Origin of the sequence: Kangiella sp. (assembly GCF_014762745.1) — a bacterium.
GTDB lineage: Bacteria > Pseudomonadota > Gammaproteobacteria > Enterobacterales > Kangiellaceae > Kangiella.
In genome coordinates this window covers 15164-32749 of record NZ_JABURJ010000134.1, presented here as the reverse complement: position 1 = coordinate 32749, position 17586 = coordinate 15164, and the positions used below count along the sequence as shown (strand labels likewise).

Below are 17586 nucleotides of genomic sequence, written 5' to 3'. Positions count from 1 at the left end.
GGCTATATAGTGCCACAACAAATTTGATTTTGAAGGGGTACATGACTAAGATTTCATGCTATATTTTCATTAGATTACAATAAAATAGGACGACTTCATGGCGCTACCATATCATTTGGCACAAGACGAGACCATTCAATGGTTCCTCAACCATTGTCAAAGACGTCGCTTCCCAGCGAAAAGCACTCTGATTTATGCCGGCGATTCGTCAAATACACTTTATTTTCTGCTCGAAGGCTCTGTAACTGTTTTAATTGAAGACGATGAGGGTCGTGAGCTAGTACTTGCTTACCTTAATCCAGGTGATTTCTTTGGTGAAATGGGTCTGTTTACTGACGACCACGATCGTACTGCATGGGTTCGCACCAAATCAGAATGTGAAGTAGCCGAAATCAGCTACGATAAATTCCGTCAGCTGACTCGCGAAAATCCAGACGTGCTATTCCGCCTGGCAACTCAGTTAGCAACCCGTCTGCGCAAAACCAGTCGCAAAGTTGGCGACCTGGCCTTCTTGGATGTTACTGGACGCGTGGCGCATGCATTGCTCGAACTGGCCAAAGAGCCGGATGCCATGACCCACCCAGACGGCATGCAGATTAAAGTCACCCGTCAGGAGCTAAGCCGTATTGTTGGCTGCTCGCGTGAAATGGTTGGTCGCGTACTCAAAGCGCTAGAAGAAGAAGGCCATATTCATGTGAAAGGTAAAACAATGGTGATCTTCGGAGCACGCTAGTTTTACTGGTTAGTTATAATAAGAAAGCCATGTGGAGACACATGGCTTTTTTGTTGGGAGACTGTTTTGCTCTACCAAGCCCACCACCCAATCATGTATGTAATCTCAAAACACCTTGGGTAGTTAACCTTTTAATTGATCTACGCTATCAACGGTTATCATGGATTCACCAATCAACTTATAATACAAATCTTCCCACTCAGGATTCATCTCTTCAACCAGCCTGATCTTCCAAGCCCTGTTCCATTTCTTAATCTGTTTCTCGCGAGTAATCGCGGACACAATATCTTCAATGACTTCATAATACACCAGTCTTCTCACATCATACTTCTGTGTGAAACCTTTAACTTGTTCCTGCTTATGTTGCCAGACTCTTTGAAGGAGATTACTGGTGACTCCAGTATACGACCAAAGGAAGTCCCTTTAGGGAATGTCCCTTTAGTTTTCGAGGCTAGAATATAAACACATCCTTGTGTATTCATGCTTTGATTCTAATGTCGATATTCTAGGATAAAATTCTTCAACATTTGATGGCCATGCTGGCTCATGATCGATTCGGGATGGAATTGCACGCCTTCCAGTTTGAGACTGCGGTGTTTGATGCCCATGATGTATTCAAGCTCACCTTCTTCGTCTTCGGTCCAGGCGGTGACTTCGAAGTCTTGTGGCAGGCTTTCATTGTCTACTACCAGTGAATGGTAGCGAGTTGCTTCTAATGGATTGGGCAGGTCTTTAAAGACGCCTTTGTTGGTATGGAAAATTTCTGAGGTTTTACCATGCATGACCTGCTTGGCGCGGACAATTTTACCGCCAAATACCTGCGCCATGGCCTGATGTCCCAGGCAGACTCCGAGGATCGGATAGTCATGCGCTAATTCCTCGATGACGGCCAGAGAAATACCTGACTCATTGGGTGTCGCAGGACCAGGTGAGATGACGATATAGTCTGGATTGATTTCCTTAGCTTCCTTAACTGTCAATTCATCATTACGTTTGACCAGCACGTCCAATCCAAGATCAGCAAAATATTGCACCAGGTTATAGGTGAATGAGTCATAGTTATCGATCATCAGCAAACGTTTATGTTTGCCTACTAACGGTTTTGGTGCCTTGATAAAATAAGCACCGATCGCAAAGGCGATACTTAATACCAGCAGGATGATGAAGCCTAGGTGATTTGCGATATAGTTAGTAGAGCCGGTATAAGTTTCTGTTTTTGAACAGTAATGTTGATCATAAAAATAGCTGCCCCCAGAGTCGAGGCATTGGTCAATGGCAGACTGATCTGAAATGTAGTGGCCAATGAATGCTGCCACCACCAGCGCTACTAAAACCCACCAAACTTTTCTCATAGACTCAACCTAACAAGCTGACGCTTATCTTTCAAATGATGATTCATTAAGAACTAGCCAAGACGCCCTTTGGCTGCATTTTCTTTCATGGTGTGGATCACCTTGCCGTAATCATCGGCATTAAACACTGCTGAACCAGCAACAAAGGTATCCGCACCACAGGCTGCGATTTCTTCAATATTATCTATCTTAACGCCACCATCGATCTCGAGGCGGATATCCAGGCCGCGCTCATCAATCAAACGGCGTACTTGCTGACATTTCTGCAAAGTATGCGGAATAAAACTCTGGCCGCCGAAACCTGGGTTAACCGACATTAACAGCACCATATCCAGCTTTTCAATCACATAATCAAGAACACTTAAGGGCGTTGCAGGATTGAGCACGACACCGGCCTTACAACCCTGCTCCTTGATTAAACCAATGGTGCGGTCAACATGCTTTGACGCTTCCGGGTGGAAGGTTATATAGCTGGCGCCTGCTTTTGCAAAATCCGGAATGATTCTATCCACTGGCTCAACCATTAAATGCACGTCAATCGGTGCCTCGATACCATAATTTCTTAAGGCTTCGCAGACCATAGGGCCAATCGTTAAATTAGGAACATAGTGATTGTCCATCACATCAAAATGAACCCAGTCAGCTCCGGCCTTTAGAACATTTTCAACTTCTTCGCCAAGGCGGGCAAAATCTGCGGATAAAATGGAGGGGGCGATTACGATATCTTTCATATCAGCACTTATTGGATGGATTTAACGCATTGTAACTAAACTTGATTTTAAGTGCTAATGGATAGAGTAATTGTTATTCGTCTATTTAGAGGCTTTAGAAGTCTCACATTTGTGTTTAACAAAAAGCCATCATAGTCTGCTCATTCTGAACAATCCTATATTACTGATTTCGCTACTCAGCGAACTACTTTTCTTGCGTGGTCAAGAAAAGTAGTCAAAAGAAGACCACCCCGATATTGAGGCCACGCTTCGCGTGACTCCCTGCGCCACTCCCAAAATACTTAACGCACCAGAATTTACATCACATCCCTGTGCTGAAAATTCTTATCAAAATCATCCAAGATTTTGATTGCTATATTTTGTACGTGTCTTAGCTCAATATAAGGGGGTGTTGGTGCTAAACATACATTCCATCAGTCTATTTCTACGTGCCAATAGACTATTCACTAATTGCATCACGCAGCTTTTATTCCTGATTTTTGTACCAGGGCTTTTTCGACCTGGTTCCAAAGGGCGTCGCGCATCTGTAAGCACTCTTTGCCGACGGTTAATGCACGTTGCCATTTGTCTTTGTCGTCTCCGCAGATGGCTTGCAGGCATTTTTCGGCCAGCGGGCCGTGCTCATCGCCGTCTAACTCAATATGCCTTTCAAGGTAATAGATTAAGGTTGGGCAGTCAGCGTTCTCTCTGATTAACGCTTCCTTGATGCCGGTAAACATTTCTGGGATCAATTTTTCCCGCCCATATAAAAAGGCAGCCGCCACTTCTTCATCAGTTCCCTCTTTAGCCAGCTTCAAGTTGTACTCAACAAATTCACGAGCACCTTCCGGAATAATACTGGTATCCAATGAGGCAACAAACTGCTGCACTTTCGCAACATCAGCACCTACCTCCTGCATGGCTTCTAAGTAAAGAGAGTAGTGGCTTATTGGATGCCCATTCTGGTCAAGATCGCTTTCTTCACCGATCACAATTTCATTGATGAAGCGCACTACCTCAGTCGGATAACTGGATTCACGCCACGGAATATCCACACAGGTCAATCGGCGCTGCAAGGCCTTCAACAGAGTCATAAAGTCCCAAACTGCGTAGACGTGATATTCCATATAGGGACGAATATTGTTCGTCTAATTAAGTAATCCATAGGCTTTATGGTGGGATAAGGCCTGCTTTAATGGTGAGAGTTTTTGTTCAATCATAATTTCCTTCCTTTATTCAGCTATAGTTGTAAAATTTTTTACCTTATCTGACATTCGAAAAATGCAGATATGCATTAACTGCTTATTTTTATTACAGTTTTTCTATGCCCCCCTAAATAATCATACACTTGGCAAAATAACCATATGTAGCAAAGGGTTATTTGTAGGGATTATGAAATGGTTATCACTTTTCTATGTCTTTTTAACAAAATTGTTATAAATCATGCATAAAAAATACTATTTTTCTTGATGCATTTATGCATTGATCTAGTGGTCATTTTTGCATTCTAAGCTATTGATATATATCAATAATTAGTGTCTACTAAAGAGATTAAAAAGATAATATTTTGTTCCTACTTTCACATATAGCTGAGGAGTCGCACCATGTTTGGTTTTATTAAGAACTTTTTTCGTGATCGGCCAGAGCCTGTCGATACTCGAGAGCCAAACCCAATCCAAGAAGTTGATTTCACCAAGAAGCGTAATCATTACGGTATCAGTTATGATCCCCATTTGATTGATAACCTGAAAGGGGATCATAATCATCTCGTGGCACTTTATGGCCGTATCTGGACGGAAGGCTTTGAAGCTAATGACCGACAGAAGCTTGCCGATCTCGTAACCCAGTTCAAACGTGATTTTCAAGCACACTTACTCAAAGAAAACGTGAAGTTTTATGTTTACCTTGAGCAAAAGCTGTCTGATGATTCTTCCAGCATGGATCTGGTTAAAGACTTCCGAAATGAAATGAATGATATTGCACAAGCGGTTATCCGATTCTGCAAAACCTATTCGAAACCCATTATTACCGCTGAACAGAAAGAGTCTTTTAAGAAGGATTTTGAAACTGTGGGTAAGGTTCTAACCCACCGAGTGTCATTAGAAGAAAATGAGCTTTATACCCTGTATCAGCCTGACTAGTTTTTCATTAAACATTAGTTCCCTTTTTACACCTGACCAGGTTCCTATCACGGTCAGGTGTTTTTTATTATGAATCTAACACTACCCTTTGATTATTAATTTTTACTATACATGTTGGAGAGCACTGGTTCCTGCCTCCTAAAACTTCAATGATTCTTAATTCAGTCATTCCTTCTGGAAATTTTTCGCCTCTCAGCGAGTTACTTTTACGGAGTACATCCTTTTACTCCACTAAAGCCAGCGTCGCTTCACTCCGCTGTTCGAATTTGTTCCAGACAAATTTGTCTTGCTCTAAGTAACCACAAAATCGTCAGGAACGATTTTGAATAGCGAAGCTAGCCCGAAGGGTGAAGTACAGGATGTACTTCATAAAAGAAGACCACCCCGTGATTGAGGTTTCGCTTCTCGAAACTTCTTTCGTATTCACCTAGCCACTTAACGCAGGGTCTGCCCCCTTGGGTACCATAAAATACGTTCCGTCTCCCTAAAGGGATTCCTTCGGTCACTGGCCCGAATTTTATTATTCAAAACATCCTGTTTTGAATTGCTATGACTAGGCTCTTACTCAACTCAATCAAAAGGGGTATTTATTGGTGCAAGCCGAATACCTCTTGATATTAATTGCTTGCATTAGTCAGTCTCATAAGCACCATTAAATCAAGGTGCTATCTTTGCCAGCCTCTGGAACAAGATGGCCAATACCAGCGCCATTACAATCGAGGTGCTGTCGGGCTGCTTGCCGGCGATGAAGAATTGTATTGCAGTTACAGCAACCACGAAAACCGTCAACACAGTGCCTGCGGTTCTGTAACTGGATAACCATTTGCCGAGGAAGTAGCCAAATGCGGCCAGTAGCAGGGATTCTCGCAGTAAGGCACTGAGATTATTCCAGGTGCTTCCGGTCATGAAGTTATCAAAAGGCATCCACTCAAAGCTGTTGATGGCTGTTTGCCACTGCCAGGGAAGCAGGTTTTGCCATATAAACAGCGTGGCTGCGCCAATGCTGATTAATGCGACCTTCACGCCATGCCCCAGATAGGCATGCAGCAATATCGCTAATGGCACAGCACTGATTTCGCTCCAGCCGAGCTGACTGCGGTACATGGCCAGTTTAATGATCAGCACAAATAAGGTGATGCCTATGATCACCGTCATACTGTATTTTTTAGCCACCACTCGCTCAAGAACATAATAAAACACCATCCAGAACAGCACTCTTTCCAGCCACAAGTCCAGCGACCAGCCACTTCGCACGATATGGCTCAGACCATCGCCAAACTGCTTGCCTTCAAAAACCGGGATATAAGGAAAAAATTGCCAGGCCAGCCATAAAACCAGTACCAGCAATGCTGGCGTTAACTGGAAGCGCATCCCTCTTGGTATTAAGCGCTGTACTCTTTGGCTGTTGGTAAATCCCGCTAGCGCAAAGCCGATCAAAATGCCGATGGAATTGGTCAGCGCATCGGCAGCCTCCGGAATTCTGGAGGGTAAATAGAATTGCAGGATCTGTAGAAACAACGCAAACAGCAAGCCACCAATAAAGGTAAGAATAATCCAGAGTATCGGCCAGCGACGGTTTTCTTCCTTAATGGTCAGGGCGCCAAAAAAGCCATAAGGCATAAATAACAGGATATTGGCAATCAGATCGCTACGGATGGTTCTATGGTGCCAACTGAAAAGCCAGCTGGAAAAGTTTTCTGGTAGCTCACCACTAAGCGTAAAGTCAAAGGGGTACAGTGACCCATAGGTGATAAATAAAATAACGATGTACCAGATTAGCCGCATATAACCCTTTTCTTTTTGTATTTTCTCGCTCGATTTAAATCACGACGGATTGAGCTTTTTGTAGTGTAGGCACTGATGGTGACATAGCTGCACGTCAATTGCTGACGTAATTCATTGAAAAAGCTACAATAGCCGCATTCTTTCCAATGAGTAACACCATGTATTGCCAGCTTGATGCCATTGTAACTGCAAGCCAGCAAAAATTCGCGGACAAAGTCGCGATTGACGATAACAAACGTCAGCTGACTTATAGCGAACTTGAGCATGCCATTAATGAGCTCGCACAGACCCTTCTCAGCATGGGGCTCGCTAAAGGTGAGCGGATTGCTGTCTATCTGCCCAAGCAGGTTGAAACGATTATTAGCATCCTTGCTGCCAGCCGCGCCGGACTGGTATTTGTGCCGGTTAATCCGGTACTGAAGCCTGCTCAGGTGGCTTATATTCTGCGCGATTGCAATGTCCGGTTGCTTATCACCAGCCAGCAAAGAGCCAAGCTGTCGGCTGAAGCTTTACAGCAGTGCTCTGATCTTGAGCATCTTTTGCTTGTCGATGAGCTGACAGATAATCTTCACCCATTGTCCGTAAAGCAGCATCGCTGGCCCGAGCTGTCACCACAGCAATTCACTGCTCCAGCTCATTCGGTAATCGATCAGGATCTGGCCGCCATTCTTTATACTTCAGGCTCGACCGGCCAGCCAAAAGGCGTCTGCCTGTCACACCGCAACTTGATTGCCGGGGCACAGAGCGTCAGTCAGTACTTACATAATTCTTCTGAAGACAAAATCCTTGCCGTTCTGCCGCTAAGTTTTGACTATGGCCTGAGCCAGATCACAACGGGGCTGTTAGTTGGTGCCACTGTGGTTCTGATGGAATATCTGCTGCCACGCGATGTGATTCGTCAAGTTGCCAAGCATCAAATCACAGGACTGGCCGCCGTGCCCCCGCTGTGGATTCAACTGGCAAAACTGGAATGGCCCGATGAAGCACACTGTTTACGCTATTTCACTAACAGTGGCGGCGTCATGCCACAAGCGACATTACAGCAATTACGAGCTCAGTTACCTGATGCCGAGCCTTATCTGATGTATGGCCTGACCGAGGCCTTTCGCTCCACCTACCTTGAGCCAGCACTGGTCGATTCCCACCCCGACTCTATTGGCAAGGCGATTCCCAATGCACAAGTGCTGGTTTTAAGACCGGACGGCACTGAATGCGATGTGGATGAGCCGGGCGAGCTGGTGCATCGTGGTGTCCATGTCAGTCTGGGTTACTGGAATGCGCCAGAAAAGACCGCTGAACGCTTTAAGCCGATTGGCGAAACAGCAAATTACCTGCCTGAACTGGCGGTCTGGTCCGGCGATACGGTGCGTCGCGATAAAGACGGCCTGCTCTATTTTATCGGTCGCAAGGACGATATGATAAAATGTTCAGGTTATCGCATCAGCCCCGCTGAACTGGAGGAAAGCCTCTATCAGCTGGACGGCGTTGCCGAAGTCGTTGCAATTGGCCTGGCTGATGAAGAGCTGGGGCAGGCAATCATGCTGTTAATCAAAACAGATAAGGCGCTCACCGAGAGGGATGTGAAACGCTATTGCCAACAGCAACTGCCCAATTATATGCAACCCAAGTACATACAGTTTGTTGAGCAGCTGCCGCGCAATCCCAACGGCAAAATTGATCGCCAGCAATTACAAACTGACTTTGCCGTTAAACTTTACCATTAAATAAGTCCGATAGAATAAGGTCTGAACCAATGAGTCCCAAAACACATGCTGACATGAATCAATTTTCCATCCGTGATGGCCAGCTGGTCATTGGCGGCCATACGATTGATGAAGCTGTGGCTATTGCAGGACAGACCCCTTGTTATCTTTACGATCGCTCGGTAATCAGGCAAAACGTCGACAATCTGCGCAGCTTTTTCCCAAAGGTCAGTTTGCATTACGCCATTAAAGCCAATCCGATGCCGGCGGTGGTTAACCATTTATCGCAGCTGGTCGATGGCCTTGATGTTGCTTCGGGCAAAGAATTACACACCGCCCTTTCCACCGGCATTGCACCAACTAAAATTAGCTTTGCTGGCCCCGGTAAATCGGAACAGGAACTGACCATGGCGATCTTTTCCGGCATCACCATTAATGTCGAATCGATTACCGAGCTGGAAAGAATTATCAAGGTTACCGATAGCCATGACCGCTATGCGAACGTCGCATTACGCCTGAACCCTGACTTTGAATTGAAATCGTCAGGCATGAAGATGGGCGGCGGGCCACAACAGTTTGGCATTGACGTCGAACAGCTTGATCAGGTTTTTGAACTGCTACAACATCCCCGGCTGAAGTTCATGGGCCTGCATATTTTCACCGGCTCTCAAAACCTGAATTCTGGTTCTATCATCACCGCACATAACAGTATTTTTGCATTGGTCGAACGCTTGCAGCAGGACTACGGTTTCTCACTGAAACACCTCAATATTGGCGGCGGCTTTGGCATTCCTTATTTTCCCGGTGATCAACTGCTTGATCTAGAACCTATTGCCGACAACCTCACCCAGTTGATCGCAGACCATCAACAGTTGCTCACTGATTGTGAACTGATTTTAGAACTCGGTCGTTATCTGGTCGGCAATGCTGGTATCTATGTTTGCCAGATTACCGATAAAAAAGTTTCACGTGACCAGACCTATCTAATCTGCAATGGCGGCCTGCATCATCATCTAGCGGCTTCCGGCAATTTTGGCCAGGTCATCCGCAAAAATTATCCTGTTGCAATTGCTAATCGTATGCAACAATCTGACACCGAGCTGGTGAACATAGTCGGTCCTTTATGTACACCGCTCGATATCCTTGCCAACAAGATGGAACTCCCGAAGGCAGAAATTGGTGACTGGGTGGTTGTTTTTCAGTCCGGCGCTTATGGCTTTACTGCCAGTCCGCGCGACTTCTTAAGCCACCCACACCCTGTTGAGCTGCTGCTCTAACTGTTTACCACGAATTGAGATTTTTATGTCGATTTCATCTTCCTTAAAAAACCTGACCGTTTCGCTGTTACGCCTGCCATTAAAACTATTGGTTCGTGAACAGGGGGCACCATCGGATCCCAAAAAAGAATTCGAGCTCCATAATGATGATCACATTGTTTATGTGTTAAGAACTCAGTCAATGACGGCGATAGAAGTATTACGCCGTCAGGCATCTCAGCTCGAGTTGCCTTCTGCTCGCGCCACCGATAAAAAGCTGGCGGTTCCAGAGTCTGGCAGCTGTCTGTTCCTGAATAATCGTCCCGGCATTTTTCGTCGCAGCAAAGTCAATGCAGCTCATAAGCAGTCGCTGGCAAAACTGGTTCAGGCACAACAGGCTAATCCCGATAAATCTTTTAAGCTGGTTCCGGTTTCCATTTATTGGGGACGTAATCCGGGCAAGGAGAAGTCTTTCCTTCGCTACTTCATGTCAAACGTAGAGCAGTCTGGCCGCATTGCAAAATTCTTTATTCTGCTGTTCATGGGACGCCAATGTCTGGTTCAATACGGTGAGCCGATTGCGCTTAATTCCGGGCAGGTGAACTTAGATAATGCCCCTGAAAAAACCGCCCATAAAATAAGCCGTATTTTACGTGTTCACTTCAATCGTCAATGGGTTGCTACCGTAGGCCCGCGTACGCAAAATCGCCGTGACTTGATTGATGGTATTGTCGCTTCCGATCTGGTGCAGGATGCGCTTGAACGTGAGATGAAAAAAACCGGCAAATCTCGTGCCCAGATTGAAAAGCAGGCCGGCAAATACGTTAAAGAAATTGCCGCCAATTTCAGTCCTCGCATGATTCGTTTTTTATCCACTTTCCTGACGCGACTTTGGAACAAGATTTATGCCGGCATTGAAGTCCATAATCTCAAAGAAGTGCGTCAATTGGCAAAAGATTATGAACTGGTTTATGTGCCCTGCCATCGCAGTCACGCCGATTATTTATTATTGTCCTATCAGCTATACCATGAAGGTCTAGTGCCACCGCATATTGCTGCCGGCATTAACCTGAACTTCTGGCCGATTGGTTCGGTTTTACGTCGTGGCGGTGCATTTTTCCTTCGCCGCAGTTTCCGTGGCAATAAACTCTATACCGCCGTCTTCAACGAATATCTCTACCGCTTATTTAACAAAGGAATTCCGGTTGAATATTTCCAGGAAGGTGGTCGTAGTCGAACCGGTCGTTTGCTGACACCAAAAACCGGTATGCTGGCAATGACCGTGCAAAGCATGTTGCGTGGTGTTCGCCGTCCGATTATGTTCGTGCCGGTTTATATCGGTTATGAGCGCATGTTCGAAGGCAAAAGCTATGTCGGCGAGTTGCGCGGCCACGCCAAAAAGCAAGAATCAGTAGGTCAGCTGTTAGGTGTGCGCAAAGCACTGAAGCGTTTTTACGGCAAGGTTTACTTAAACTTTGGCCAGCCATTGCCACTGGTAGATTACTTAAAGCAGCAGGATATTGATTGGAGCAATTTTCAGGGTCAGGCACAGGCTCGTCCTGACTGGCTGTCTAACTTTGTGGTCGATCTCGGCGATGAAATTAATCGTAGAATTAACGCAGCAGTCAGCCTGAATAGCGTGTGCCTGGTCAGTCTTTCCCTGCTGGCTACTCCTCGCCTTGCCATGGACAAGCAGGAACTCATCGATCACCTTGATCTGCTGATGACTTTTGCCAGACAGGCGCCTTATAGCGAACACATCAACATCCCCGAAGAAAGTGGCTCTGAATTACTGGAAACCGCACAGAAGCTGGGCATGGTTCAGGAGATTAACGATCCGGCCGGTGATGTGATTTCAATTGAAGGTGACGAAGCCATTCTTTCCACTTATTACAGCAATAATATTCTGCACGTTTTTGCTTTGACCTCATTGATTGCTTCTATCTTCCAACGGCACGATGATGTTTCCCATGACCATATCATCAATGCGGTAAAATCGGTTTATCCTTTCCTGCATCAGGAACTCTATGTACGCTGGGATATCGCAGAACTTGAGCAACGCACTGAACAGCTAATCCAGACCATGCTAGATCATAAGTTGATATTCAAACGTGGTAATGAGTATGTTCCAGCAGACAGTGAAGCACCGCAATGGTCACGCCTGATGCTACTTGCCCAGGCAGTACAGCCTGCTCTTCAGCGCTATGCCATGAGCTTAACCATTCTGTTCAGCCTGCAACCGGAACAGGTTATTCACCGCGCCGAACTGGAACAGGAAAGTCAGAAGCTGGCGCAACGTATCGCGGCCCTATACGGAATTAATGCCCCTGAATTTTTCGATAAGAACTTATTTAAAACTCAGGTCAAAGTGCTAAAAGAACAGGGCTGGGTTGAACACCGAGAAGGGATCGGTATGCGCGCTACCGAAAGCTGTAAGCAGCTATATCACAGTATCCTGAGCCTACTCAGCGTGCCAGTACAGCAAGGTTTGCAGCAGGCCTCTCGTAGTCTACGCCAAAAGGCTCGTGATCAGATTCTTCCTGAACCTGAATCTTCAGCCAAATTGGTAGTGCAGGACGATCCCAAGAAAGAGGACTAATCCAACATAATTATTGTTCAAAAAGGCGTTGAAACATTCCTGTCGGTCACGGGTACGACAACGCCACATTTGGATTCCTATCAAAATTGCTGCAACTATCCAGCATACATAATAGTAGATTCCAAATTCTAACTGCTCGCCAACTAAGTACATGCCGATCATGAATAATGCTTGTATGGTCCCCACCATTACCAGATCCATCTCACCAAACAAAATAGCGGTAGACTTTAGACCCAGCCGTAAATCATCTTCCCGATCCACCATGCCATACAAGGTATCGTAGGCCAGTACCCACAAAACCGTTGAGGTATAAATGACCCAGACAATTAATGGCAGCTCATCTTGAATTGCAGCAAACGCCATCGGAATTGACCAGGCAAAAGCAGCTCCCAGAATTACCTGCGGGAAATAAGTGTAACGCTTCATAAAGGGATAAGTGGCAGCCAGACCAATTGCCACAAAGCTTAAGCTCACCGCAAACCAGTTCAAGGTCAGCGCCAGAGCAAAAGCAATTAACACCAGTAGCACAAAAAGCGCTAACGCTTCACGCGATGTCACCTTATTCTGCGCCAAAGGACGCTCACGTGTACGCTCCACATGCGCATCAAAGTCCCTATCCGCATAATCATTAATGACACAACCCGCTGAACGCATCAGAAAAACACCCAGACAAAACACCAGCAGAATCCACAGCGGCGGCAAACCCTCCGCCGCGATCCACAGCGCCCACAGCGTCGGCCATAGCAACAAGAAAGTGCCAATCGGCTTATCCAACCGCATCAACAACCCATACTGGTGCCATTTGTCTTTATTCAAGTTCATCCCCTTGTTGCAACTCTTTATATAAATTTTTTCTTATGTTCATTTTTTGGACGAGCAAAAAACGAACCAAAAAACTCGCCCTAAAAGTTAGGCGCTTTGCGCTTCCCTCACTATTCAAAATCACTTAACGTGCCGCAAAACGAAACATCCATGTTTCGAATTTGCTAAATTGGGCCATCCTTACCCAATTTACACTATAATTTTGAATACTTCGGCTAACTTTTAATCGGTTATTTGGTGCTAGCCACTAGCTCTAGTGGTCTATGAAACCTTCTTACTTGTTTAATGGTATATCAGCTATATGCATTAACTTACGCTTCTTTTTCTTGCGCACACAAGAAAAAGAAGGTCGCCGAGGGGCGAAATCTTAAATTGACCTTATTCATATATCCGTGACAAAGCATTAACTCTTACCAGAGATAAAATAAATATTACCGATACAACGGCGCATCCGGCAAAAACACTTCACACACCAACATGCCGTCATCTTTATCTTTCTTCTTCCACAGCGAACGTCTTGCCCACAATTTTGGTTGCGAGTTATTCGTTATTAGCTTTTCTTTTTCCAAATAACGAATAGTACTTTGATACAGCTCACTGCTTTCATTTAACTGGCAAACCTGTAAGAAATGTCGCCTTAGTTCTTCATCGGAGAACAGGATACTGCCCAGCGGCTTATTGCCGAGCTTTTCAATCAGATGTTTGCTACTAAATAGCATACTGGTTCTGGCAAAGATCCACGGATTATTCGGGCCGTATAGAACGACTTCTCGAACCTGACAGTTGACTTCACCCTCTGTATTTAATGCCGCAGCCTCTTCCGCGGTTAAAATACCAGTGCCTTCATGCAAGACATCCAGTTTTACCTGTTCCACATAACGCGATAGCTTTTCGGTCAGGGAGCCAAATTCTGCAAGCCATTCGGCGACATAAAAAGGTAGTTCCTTTATCGCGGCATCATCCGCGTTTTGCCAATCGTTACAATTCATCAGTTGCCAGCCTAAACTAAAGTGGAGTCATTGTACTGGATCTCAATCACATTACCCAACTGCTAAGCGCTCTTATCCGCCAGCGCATTTTTACATACGTCTTTTAAGGCTTCCACACTGGACAGGCGGGTAAAGTTTGGGCGGATAATAAAGGCGATACGACGATGCGGACCCGGTTCTTTTAAATGCACGGCAGTTAATTCTTTATTCTGCGAAATGAGCTGTTCCAATGCCATCTCCGGGATCAGTGTCGTTCCAAGCTTGCCCAGCACCATTTGTATCAGAGTGTTGAGGCTGGTTGCGCCAAAACCATGTTCGGTCTGCTCTTCGCTTAATTTACAGGCATCCAGAATATGGTCCTTCAGGCAATGTCCTTCTTTAAGCAGCATCAGGTTGCTGTGCATCATCTCGTCGCTGGTGATTTCCTTCTGCTGGCTGTATTTATCACCTTTTAAGGTCACCCAGAAAAAATCCTCCTGCCAGAACTCAAGTGTTAAAAGCCCATTGCAGTCATAAGGTAGCGCCAGTATCGCCGTATCCAGCTCCCCTTTACGCACCTTATCTACCAGCACATGAGATTGCTCTTCGACAATCCTCAGCTCTGCATTAGGGAAGCGCTGGTTCAGAATAGGGAACATTTTGGGTAATAAATAAGGCGCAATGGTCGGAATCACCCCAACAGACAAGGGGAAACTTAATGGTTCTTTCAGACTGGAAGACAGGTTTTGCAATGAATTGACCTGCGCCACGATCTCACGGGCTCTATCTAATACCTCGCGGCCAATCGGTGTTACCAGCACCTTTTTATTATCACGCTCGAATATCTGTACCCCCAGCTGCTCTTCCAGCTGACTAAGGGCTGTGCTTAGAGCGGACTGGCTAACATGGCATTTATCGGCTGCCTTCTTGAAGTGTAAGGTTTCTTCGGCTGCCAGAGCATAAGTGAGCTGTTTGAATGAAAGCATGGGGTACACCCTAAAGTTCGTGACTTATGTTCAGTATTTTAGAACATAAACTTCAATATATCCAAATTTACTTATCATCCATCAAACATTAAAGTAGTCCCCGAAGTCAATTACTTATTAATACTATTAGGAGATCCTAACTATGGCACTAATTAACACTGAAATTAAACCATTTAAAGCGACAGCCTTTAAAAATGGTGAATTCGTTGAAGTTTCTAACAAAGACATCGAAGGCAAGTGGGCAGTATTTTTCTTCTACCCAGCTGACTTTACTTTCGTATGTCCTACCGAGCTTGGCGACCTTGCTGATCACTACGAAGAGCTTCAAAGCCGTGGCGTAGAAGTTTTCTCAGTATCAACTGACACTCACTTCACGCACAAAGCATGGCACGAAACTTCAGACACTATCGGCAAAATCAACTATGCCATGATCGGTGACCCAACTGGTGAAATCACTCGTAACTTCGACGTTATGCGCGAAGGTCAAGGTCTTGCAGACCGCGGTACTTTCGTGGTTGACCCTGATGGCGTAATCCAGGTTATGGAAATCACTGCTGAAGGTGTTGGCCGTGACGCAAAAGAGTTGGTTCGTAAAATTAAAGCCGCTCAATACGTTCGCAACAACCCAGGTCAAGTTTGCCCAGCAGCCTGGAAAGAAGGCGAAGAAACTCTTGCTCCTTCATTAGACCTGGTAGGCAAAATCTAAGCTTACTTTAGACCCTTGGCTGGCTTCGGCCAGCCAGCTCTCCGGAGCTTGAGCATTTTCCACCCAGCATTTTATCTATAGAGCCGATGCTGGGTGGGAAATATCCAACCAACGCAAGACAAAGGTGTAATCCCAATGTTGAATAACCAAATTTTAGAAGCCTTAAAAGGCTATACCGCCAAGATGCAAAAGACGGTGACTTTCGTTTTGCAAACCGGTGAGCACTCAAAACGAAACGAACTTAAAGAATTCTTAACCAGCTTTGTCAGCGTTAGCGACAAGCTGCAACTTGAAGAACGTGACCTGTCTGATCAGGTGCGCAGTCCGATCAGCTTTATTCTCGAGGCAGATGGCAAGGATACAGGTATCCGTTTCTCAGGTATTCCATCTGGTCATGAGTTCAACTCATTAGTACTGGTGGTATTACAGGCAGCCGGTAGCCCAGTGAAGCTGGATGAATCATTGAAGAAGATGGTCGCCAATGTACAGCAACCAATGAAGTTTGAAGTTTTCATCAGCTTGAGCTGCCACAACTGTCCCGACGTGGTACAGGCCCTCAATCAGTTTGCTCTGTTAAACCCTAACATTGAGGCAGAGATGATTGACGGTGGCCTATTCCAGGACATGGTCAAAGAACGCGACATCCAAGGCGTGCCCAGTGTTTACCTGAACGGTGAACTATTCGCTAACGGCAAAGTCACGGCAGCCGAACTGATTGATAAATTGCTGGAAAAAGATCCCAGCATTGCCAAGGCAGGTGCTGGCGAAAAGATGCCATTGCAGGATGTGGTTGTTATCGGCGGTGGCCCGGCAGGCGTTGGCGCAGCCATTTACAGTGCTCGCAAAGGTCTTAAAGTCACCTTGATTGCTGACCGTATCGGTGGTCAGGTCAAAGACACCATGGGTATTGAAAACCTGATTTCCGTACCAAAGACTACCGGCCCAGAATTGTCAGGTGCTTTGCAGGCACACCTGAATGATTATGACGTCACGGTCAAAGAACATTTACGCGTAACTGACATTGACCAGGGCGATATTAAAAGTGTGACTTTATCATCTGGTGAAGTGATTGATAGTAAAACCCTGATCATCGCCACTGGTGCTAAATGGCGTGAACTGGGTATTCCAGGCGAGAAAGAAAACATCGGTAATGGTGTTGCTTACTGTCCGCACTGCGATGGTCCTTTCTTTAAAGGAAAAGATGTGGCGGTAATCGGCGGCGGTAACTCAGGTATTGAAGCTGCGCTTGATTTGGCGGGCATCGTAAAATCAGTCACTGTATTTGAATTCATGCCAGAACTGAAAGCGGATAAGGTATTAGTAGATCAGGCAGAAGCCCGTGACAATATTAAGATCCTGCGTAATGTTGCGACCAAAGAAATCCATGCTGATAACGGCAAGGTTTCAGCGATTGAATATCAGGATCGCGCTACAGAAGCGTTGCACAGCTTGAAGCTGGATGGTGTTTTTGTACAGATCGGTCTGGTACCTAACAGCAAGTTCCTGGGTGATGTGGTTGAGCTGACTCGCTTTGGCGAAGTAGTCATCAACGAAAAATGCGAAACCTCACAGCCCGGTATCTACGCCTGCGGTGATGTGACCACGGTCCCATACAAGCAGATCGTAGTCGCCATGGGCGAAGGCGCTAAAGCATCACTGGCTTCTTTTGAGTACCTGTTGGCCAATTCTGCGAAGCTTGAAGCCATGTACCAGGATCATCAATCAAGCCAATCGGCAGCAGCATAAATACTTATTCTTGTTGAGTTAGTCATGGCGGGCCAAAGTGCCCGCTTTTTTTATTCATCTTCTGGTAGGGGCGGACCTA

At 45.7% G+C, this 17586-nt stretch carries 14 protein-coding genes and 1 pseudogene; 7 read left to right on the top strand and 8 right to left on the bottom strand.

What is annotated here, in order from left to right; genetic code table 11:
- The first annotated feature begins 97 nt into the window (after positions 1-97).
- Complete coding sequence (gene crp, locus HUJ19_RS11735; RefSeq protein WP_018623521.1) at positions 98-733, top strand: cAMP-activated global transcriptional regulator CRP; 636 nt, start codon at positions 98-100, stop codon at positions 731-733.
- A gap of 123 nt (positions 734-856) precedes the next feature.
- Here the strand turns inward: crp and HUJ19_RS13085 are convergent.
- From HUJ19_RS13085 to HUJ19_RS11715, 4 genes and pseudogenes are all read right to left on the bottom strand, one after another.
- A pseudogene (locus tag HUJ19_RS13085) lies at positions 857-1215 on the bottom strand (GIY-YIG nuclease family protein).
- 9 nt (positions 1216-1224) lie between these two features.
- A complete protein-coding gene (locus HUJ19_RS11725; RefSeq protein WP_367274019.1) occupies positions 1225-1803 on the bottom strand; it encodes an aminodeoxychorismate/anthranilate synthase component II in 579 nt (192 codons plus the stop codon).
- A gap of 335 nt (positions 1804-2138) precedes the next feature.
- Positions 2139-2816 (bottom strand): ribulose-phosphate 3-epimerase, encoded by a 678-nt coding sequence (gene rpe, locus HUJ19_RS11720; protein WP_290624383.1) that lies wholly within the window; start codon positions 2814-2816, stop codon positions 2139-2141.
- A gap of 455 nt (positions 2817-3271) precedes the next feature.
- Positions 3272-3934 (bottom strand): DUF3050 domain-containing protein, encoded by a 663-nt coding sequence (locus tag HUJ19_RS11715; RefSeq protein ID WP_290624385.1) that lies wholly within the window; start codon positions 3932-3934, stop codon positions 3272-3274.
- 465 nt (positions 3935-4399) lie between these two features.
- On the opposite strand from HUJ19_RS11715, the gene HUJ19_RS11710 reads away from it, so the two are divergent.
- The gene (locus HUJ19_RS11710; RefSeq protein ID WP_290624382.1) at positions 4400-4936 is read left to right on the top strand and encodes a hemerythrin domain-containing protein; all 537 of its coding nucleotides are present in this window, start codon (positions 4400-4402) and stop codon (positions 4934-4936) included.
- A 657-nt stretch (positions 4937-5593) separates the two neighbouring features.
- Here HUJ19_RS11710 and HUJ19_RS11705 read toward each other — a convergent pair.
- The gene (locus HUJ19_RS11705) at positions 5594-6721 is read right to left on the bottom strand and encodes a VanZ family protein (protein ID WP_290624381.1); all 1128 of its coding nucleotides are present in this window, start codon (positions 6719-6721) and stop codon (positions 5594-5596) included.
- Between the two features lie 158 nt (positions 6722-6879).
- Here HUJ19_RS11705 and HUJ19_RS11700 point away from each other — a divergent pair, with 158 nt between their 5' ends.
- Genes HUJ19_RS11700 through plsB form a run of 3 tightly spaced genes read left to right on the top strand, consistent with a single transcriptional unit; the run spans position 6880 to position 12279 of the window.
- Positions 6880-8445 (top strand): acyl-CoA ligase (AMP-forming), exosortase A system-associated, encoded by a 1566-nt coding sequence (locus tag HUJ19_RS11700; RefSeq protein ID WP_367274018.1) that lies wholly within the window; start codon positions 6880-6882, stop codon positions 8443-8445.
- Positions 8446-8474: 29 nt separating this feature from the next.
- Positions 8475-9701, top strand: coding sequence for a pyridoxal-dependent decarboxylase, exosortase A system-associated (locus HUJ19_RS11695; RefSeq protein WP_290624379.1), 1227 nt, complete (start codon positions 8475-8477; stop codon positions 9699-9701).
- Positions 9702-9726: 25 nt separating this feature from the next.
- On the top strand, positions 9727-12279 hold the full coding sequence (gene plsB / locus HUJ19_RS11690) for a glycerol-3-phosphate 1-O-acyltransferase PlsB (RefSeq protein WP_290624378.1): 2553 nt from the start codon (positions 9727-9729) through the stop codon (positions 12277-12279).
- Here plsB and ubiA read toward each other — a convergent pair.
- The 3 genes from ubiA to HUJ19_RS11675 form a co-directional block, all read right to left on the bottom strand.
- Positions 12235-13101 (bottom strand): 4-hydroxybenzoate octaprenyltransferase, encoded by an 867-nt coding sequence (ubiA, locus tag HUJ19_RS11685; protein ID WP_290624377.1) that lies wholly within the window; start codon positions 13099-13101, stop codon positions 12235-12237. The two genes, plsB and ubiA, sit on opposite strands and share 45 nt — an antisense overlap.
- A gap of 431 nt (positions 13102-13532) precedes the next feature.
- The gene (locus HUJ19_RS11680) at positions 13533-14090 is read right to left on the bottom strand and encodes a chorismate lyase (RefSeq protein WP_290624376.1); all 558 of its coding nucleotides are present in this window, start codon (positions 14088-14090) and stop codon (positions 13533-13535) included.
- Positions 14091-14152: 62 nt separating this feature from the next.
- Entirely contained in the window at positions 14153-15055 is a 903-nt protein-coding gene (locus HUJ19_RS11675) for a hydrogen peroxide-inducible genes activator (RefSeq protein WP_290624375.1), read from the bottom strand.
- 142 nt (positions 15056-15197) lie between these two features.
- Between HUJ19_RS11675 and ahpC the strand changes: the two genes are divergently transcribed.
- Together ahpC and ahpF are read left to right on the top strand one after the other, a co-directional pair.
- Positions 15198-15761, top strand: a complete 564-nt coding sequence (gene ahpC / locus HUJ19_RS11670; RefSeq protein ID WP_290624374.1) for an alkyl hydroperoxide reductase subunit C — start codon at positions 15198-15200, stop codon at positions 15759-15761.
- Positions 15762-15896: 135 nt separating this feature from the next.
- Positions 15897-17507, top strand: coding sequence for an alkyl hydroperoxide reductase subunit F (ahpF, locus tag HUJ19_RS11665; protein WP_290624373.1), 1611 nt, complete (start codon positions 15897-15899; stop codon positions 17505-17507).
- The last annotated feature ends 79 nt before the right edge of the window (positions 17508-17586 follow it).

What these genes read in the sequence shown, in the direction of transcription:
- crp (WP_018623521.1), top strand. Translation starts at nt 98, where the DNA reads ATGGCGCTACCATATCATTTGGCACAAGACGAGACCATTCAATGGTTC.
- HUJ19_RS11725 (WP_367274019.1), bottom strand. Translation starts at nt 1,803, where the DNA reads ATGATCGATAACTATGACTCATTCACCTATAACCTGGTGCAATATTTT.
- rpe (WP_290624383.1), bottom strand. Translation starts at nt 2,816, where the DNA reads ATGAAAGATATCGTAATCGCCCCCTCCATTTTATCCGCAGATTTTGCC.
- HUJ19_RS11710 (WP_290624382.1), top strand. Translation starts at nt 4,400, where the DNA reads ATGTTTGGTTTTATTAAGAACTTTTTTCGTGATCGGCCAGAGCCTGTC.
- HUJ19_RS11705 (WP_290624381.1), bottom strand. Translation starts at nt 6,721, where the DNA reads ATGCGGCTAATCTGGTACATCGTTATTTTATTTATCACCTATGGGTCA.
- HUJ19_RS11700 (WP_367274018.1), top strand. Translation starts at nt 6,880, where the DNA reads ATGTATTGCCAGCTTGATGCCATTGTAACTGCAAGCCAGCAAAAATTC.
- HUJ19_RS11695 (WP_290624379.1), top strand. Translation starts at nt 8,475, where the DNA reads ATGAGTCCCAAAACACATGCTGACATGAATCAATTTTCCATCCGTGAT.
- plsB (WP_290624378.1), top strand. Translation starts at nt 9,727, where the DNA reads ATGTCGATTTCATCTTCCTTAAAAAACCTGACCGTTTCGCTGTTACGC.
- ubiA (WP_290624377.1), bottom strand. Translation starts at nt 13,101, where the DNA reads ATGAACTTGAATAAAGACAAATGGCACCAGTATGGGTTGTTGATGCGG.
- HUJ19_RS11680 (WP_290624376.1), bottom strand. Translation starts at nt 14,090, where the DNA reads ATGAATTGTAACGATTGGCAAAACGCGGATGATGCCGCGATAAAGGAA.
- HUJ19_RS11675 (WP_290624375.1), bottom strand. Translation starts at nt 15,055, where the DNA reads ATGCTTTCATTCAAACAGCTCACTTATGCTCTGGCAGCCGAAGAAACC.
- ahpC (WP_290624374.1), top strand. Translation starts at nt 15,198, where the DNA reads ATGGCACTAATTAACACTGAAATTAAACCATTTAAAGCGACAGCCTTT.
- ahpF (WP_290624373.1), top strand. Translation starts at nt 15,897, where the DNA reads ATGTTGAATAACCAAATTTTAGAAGCCTTAAAAGGCTATACCGCCAAG.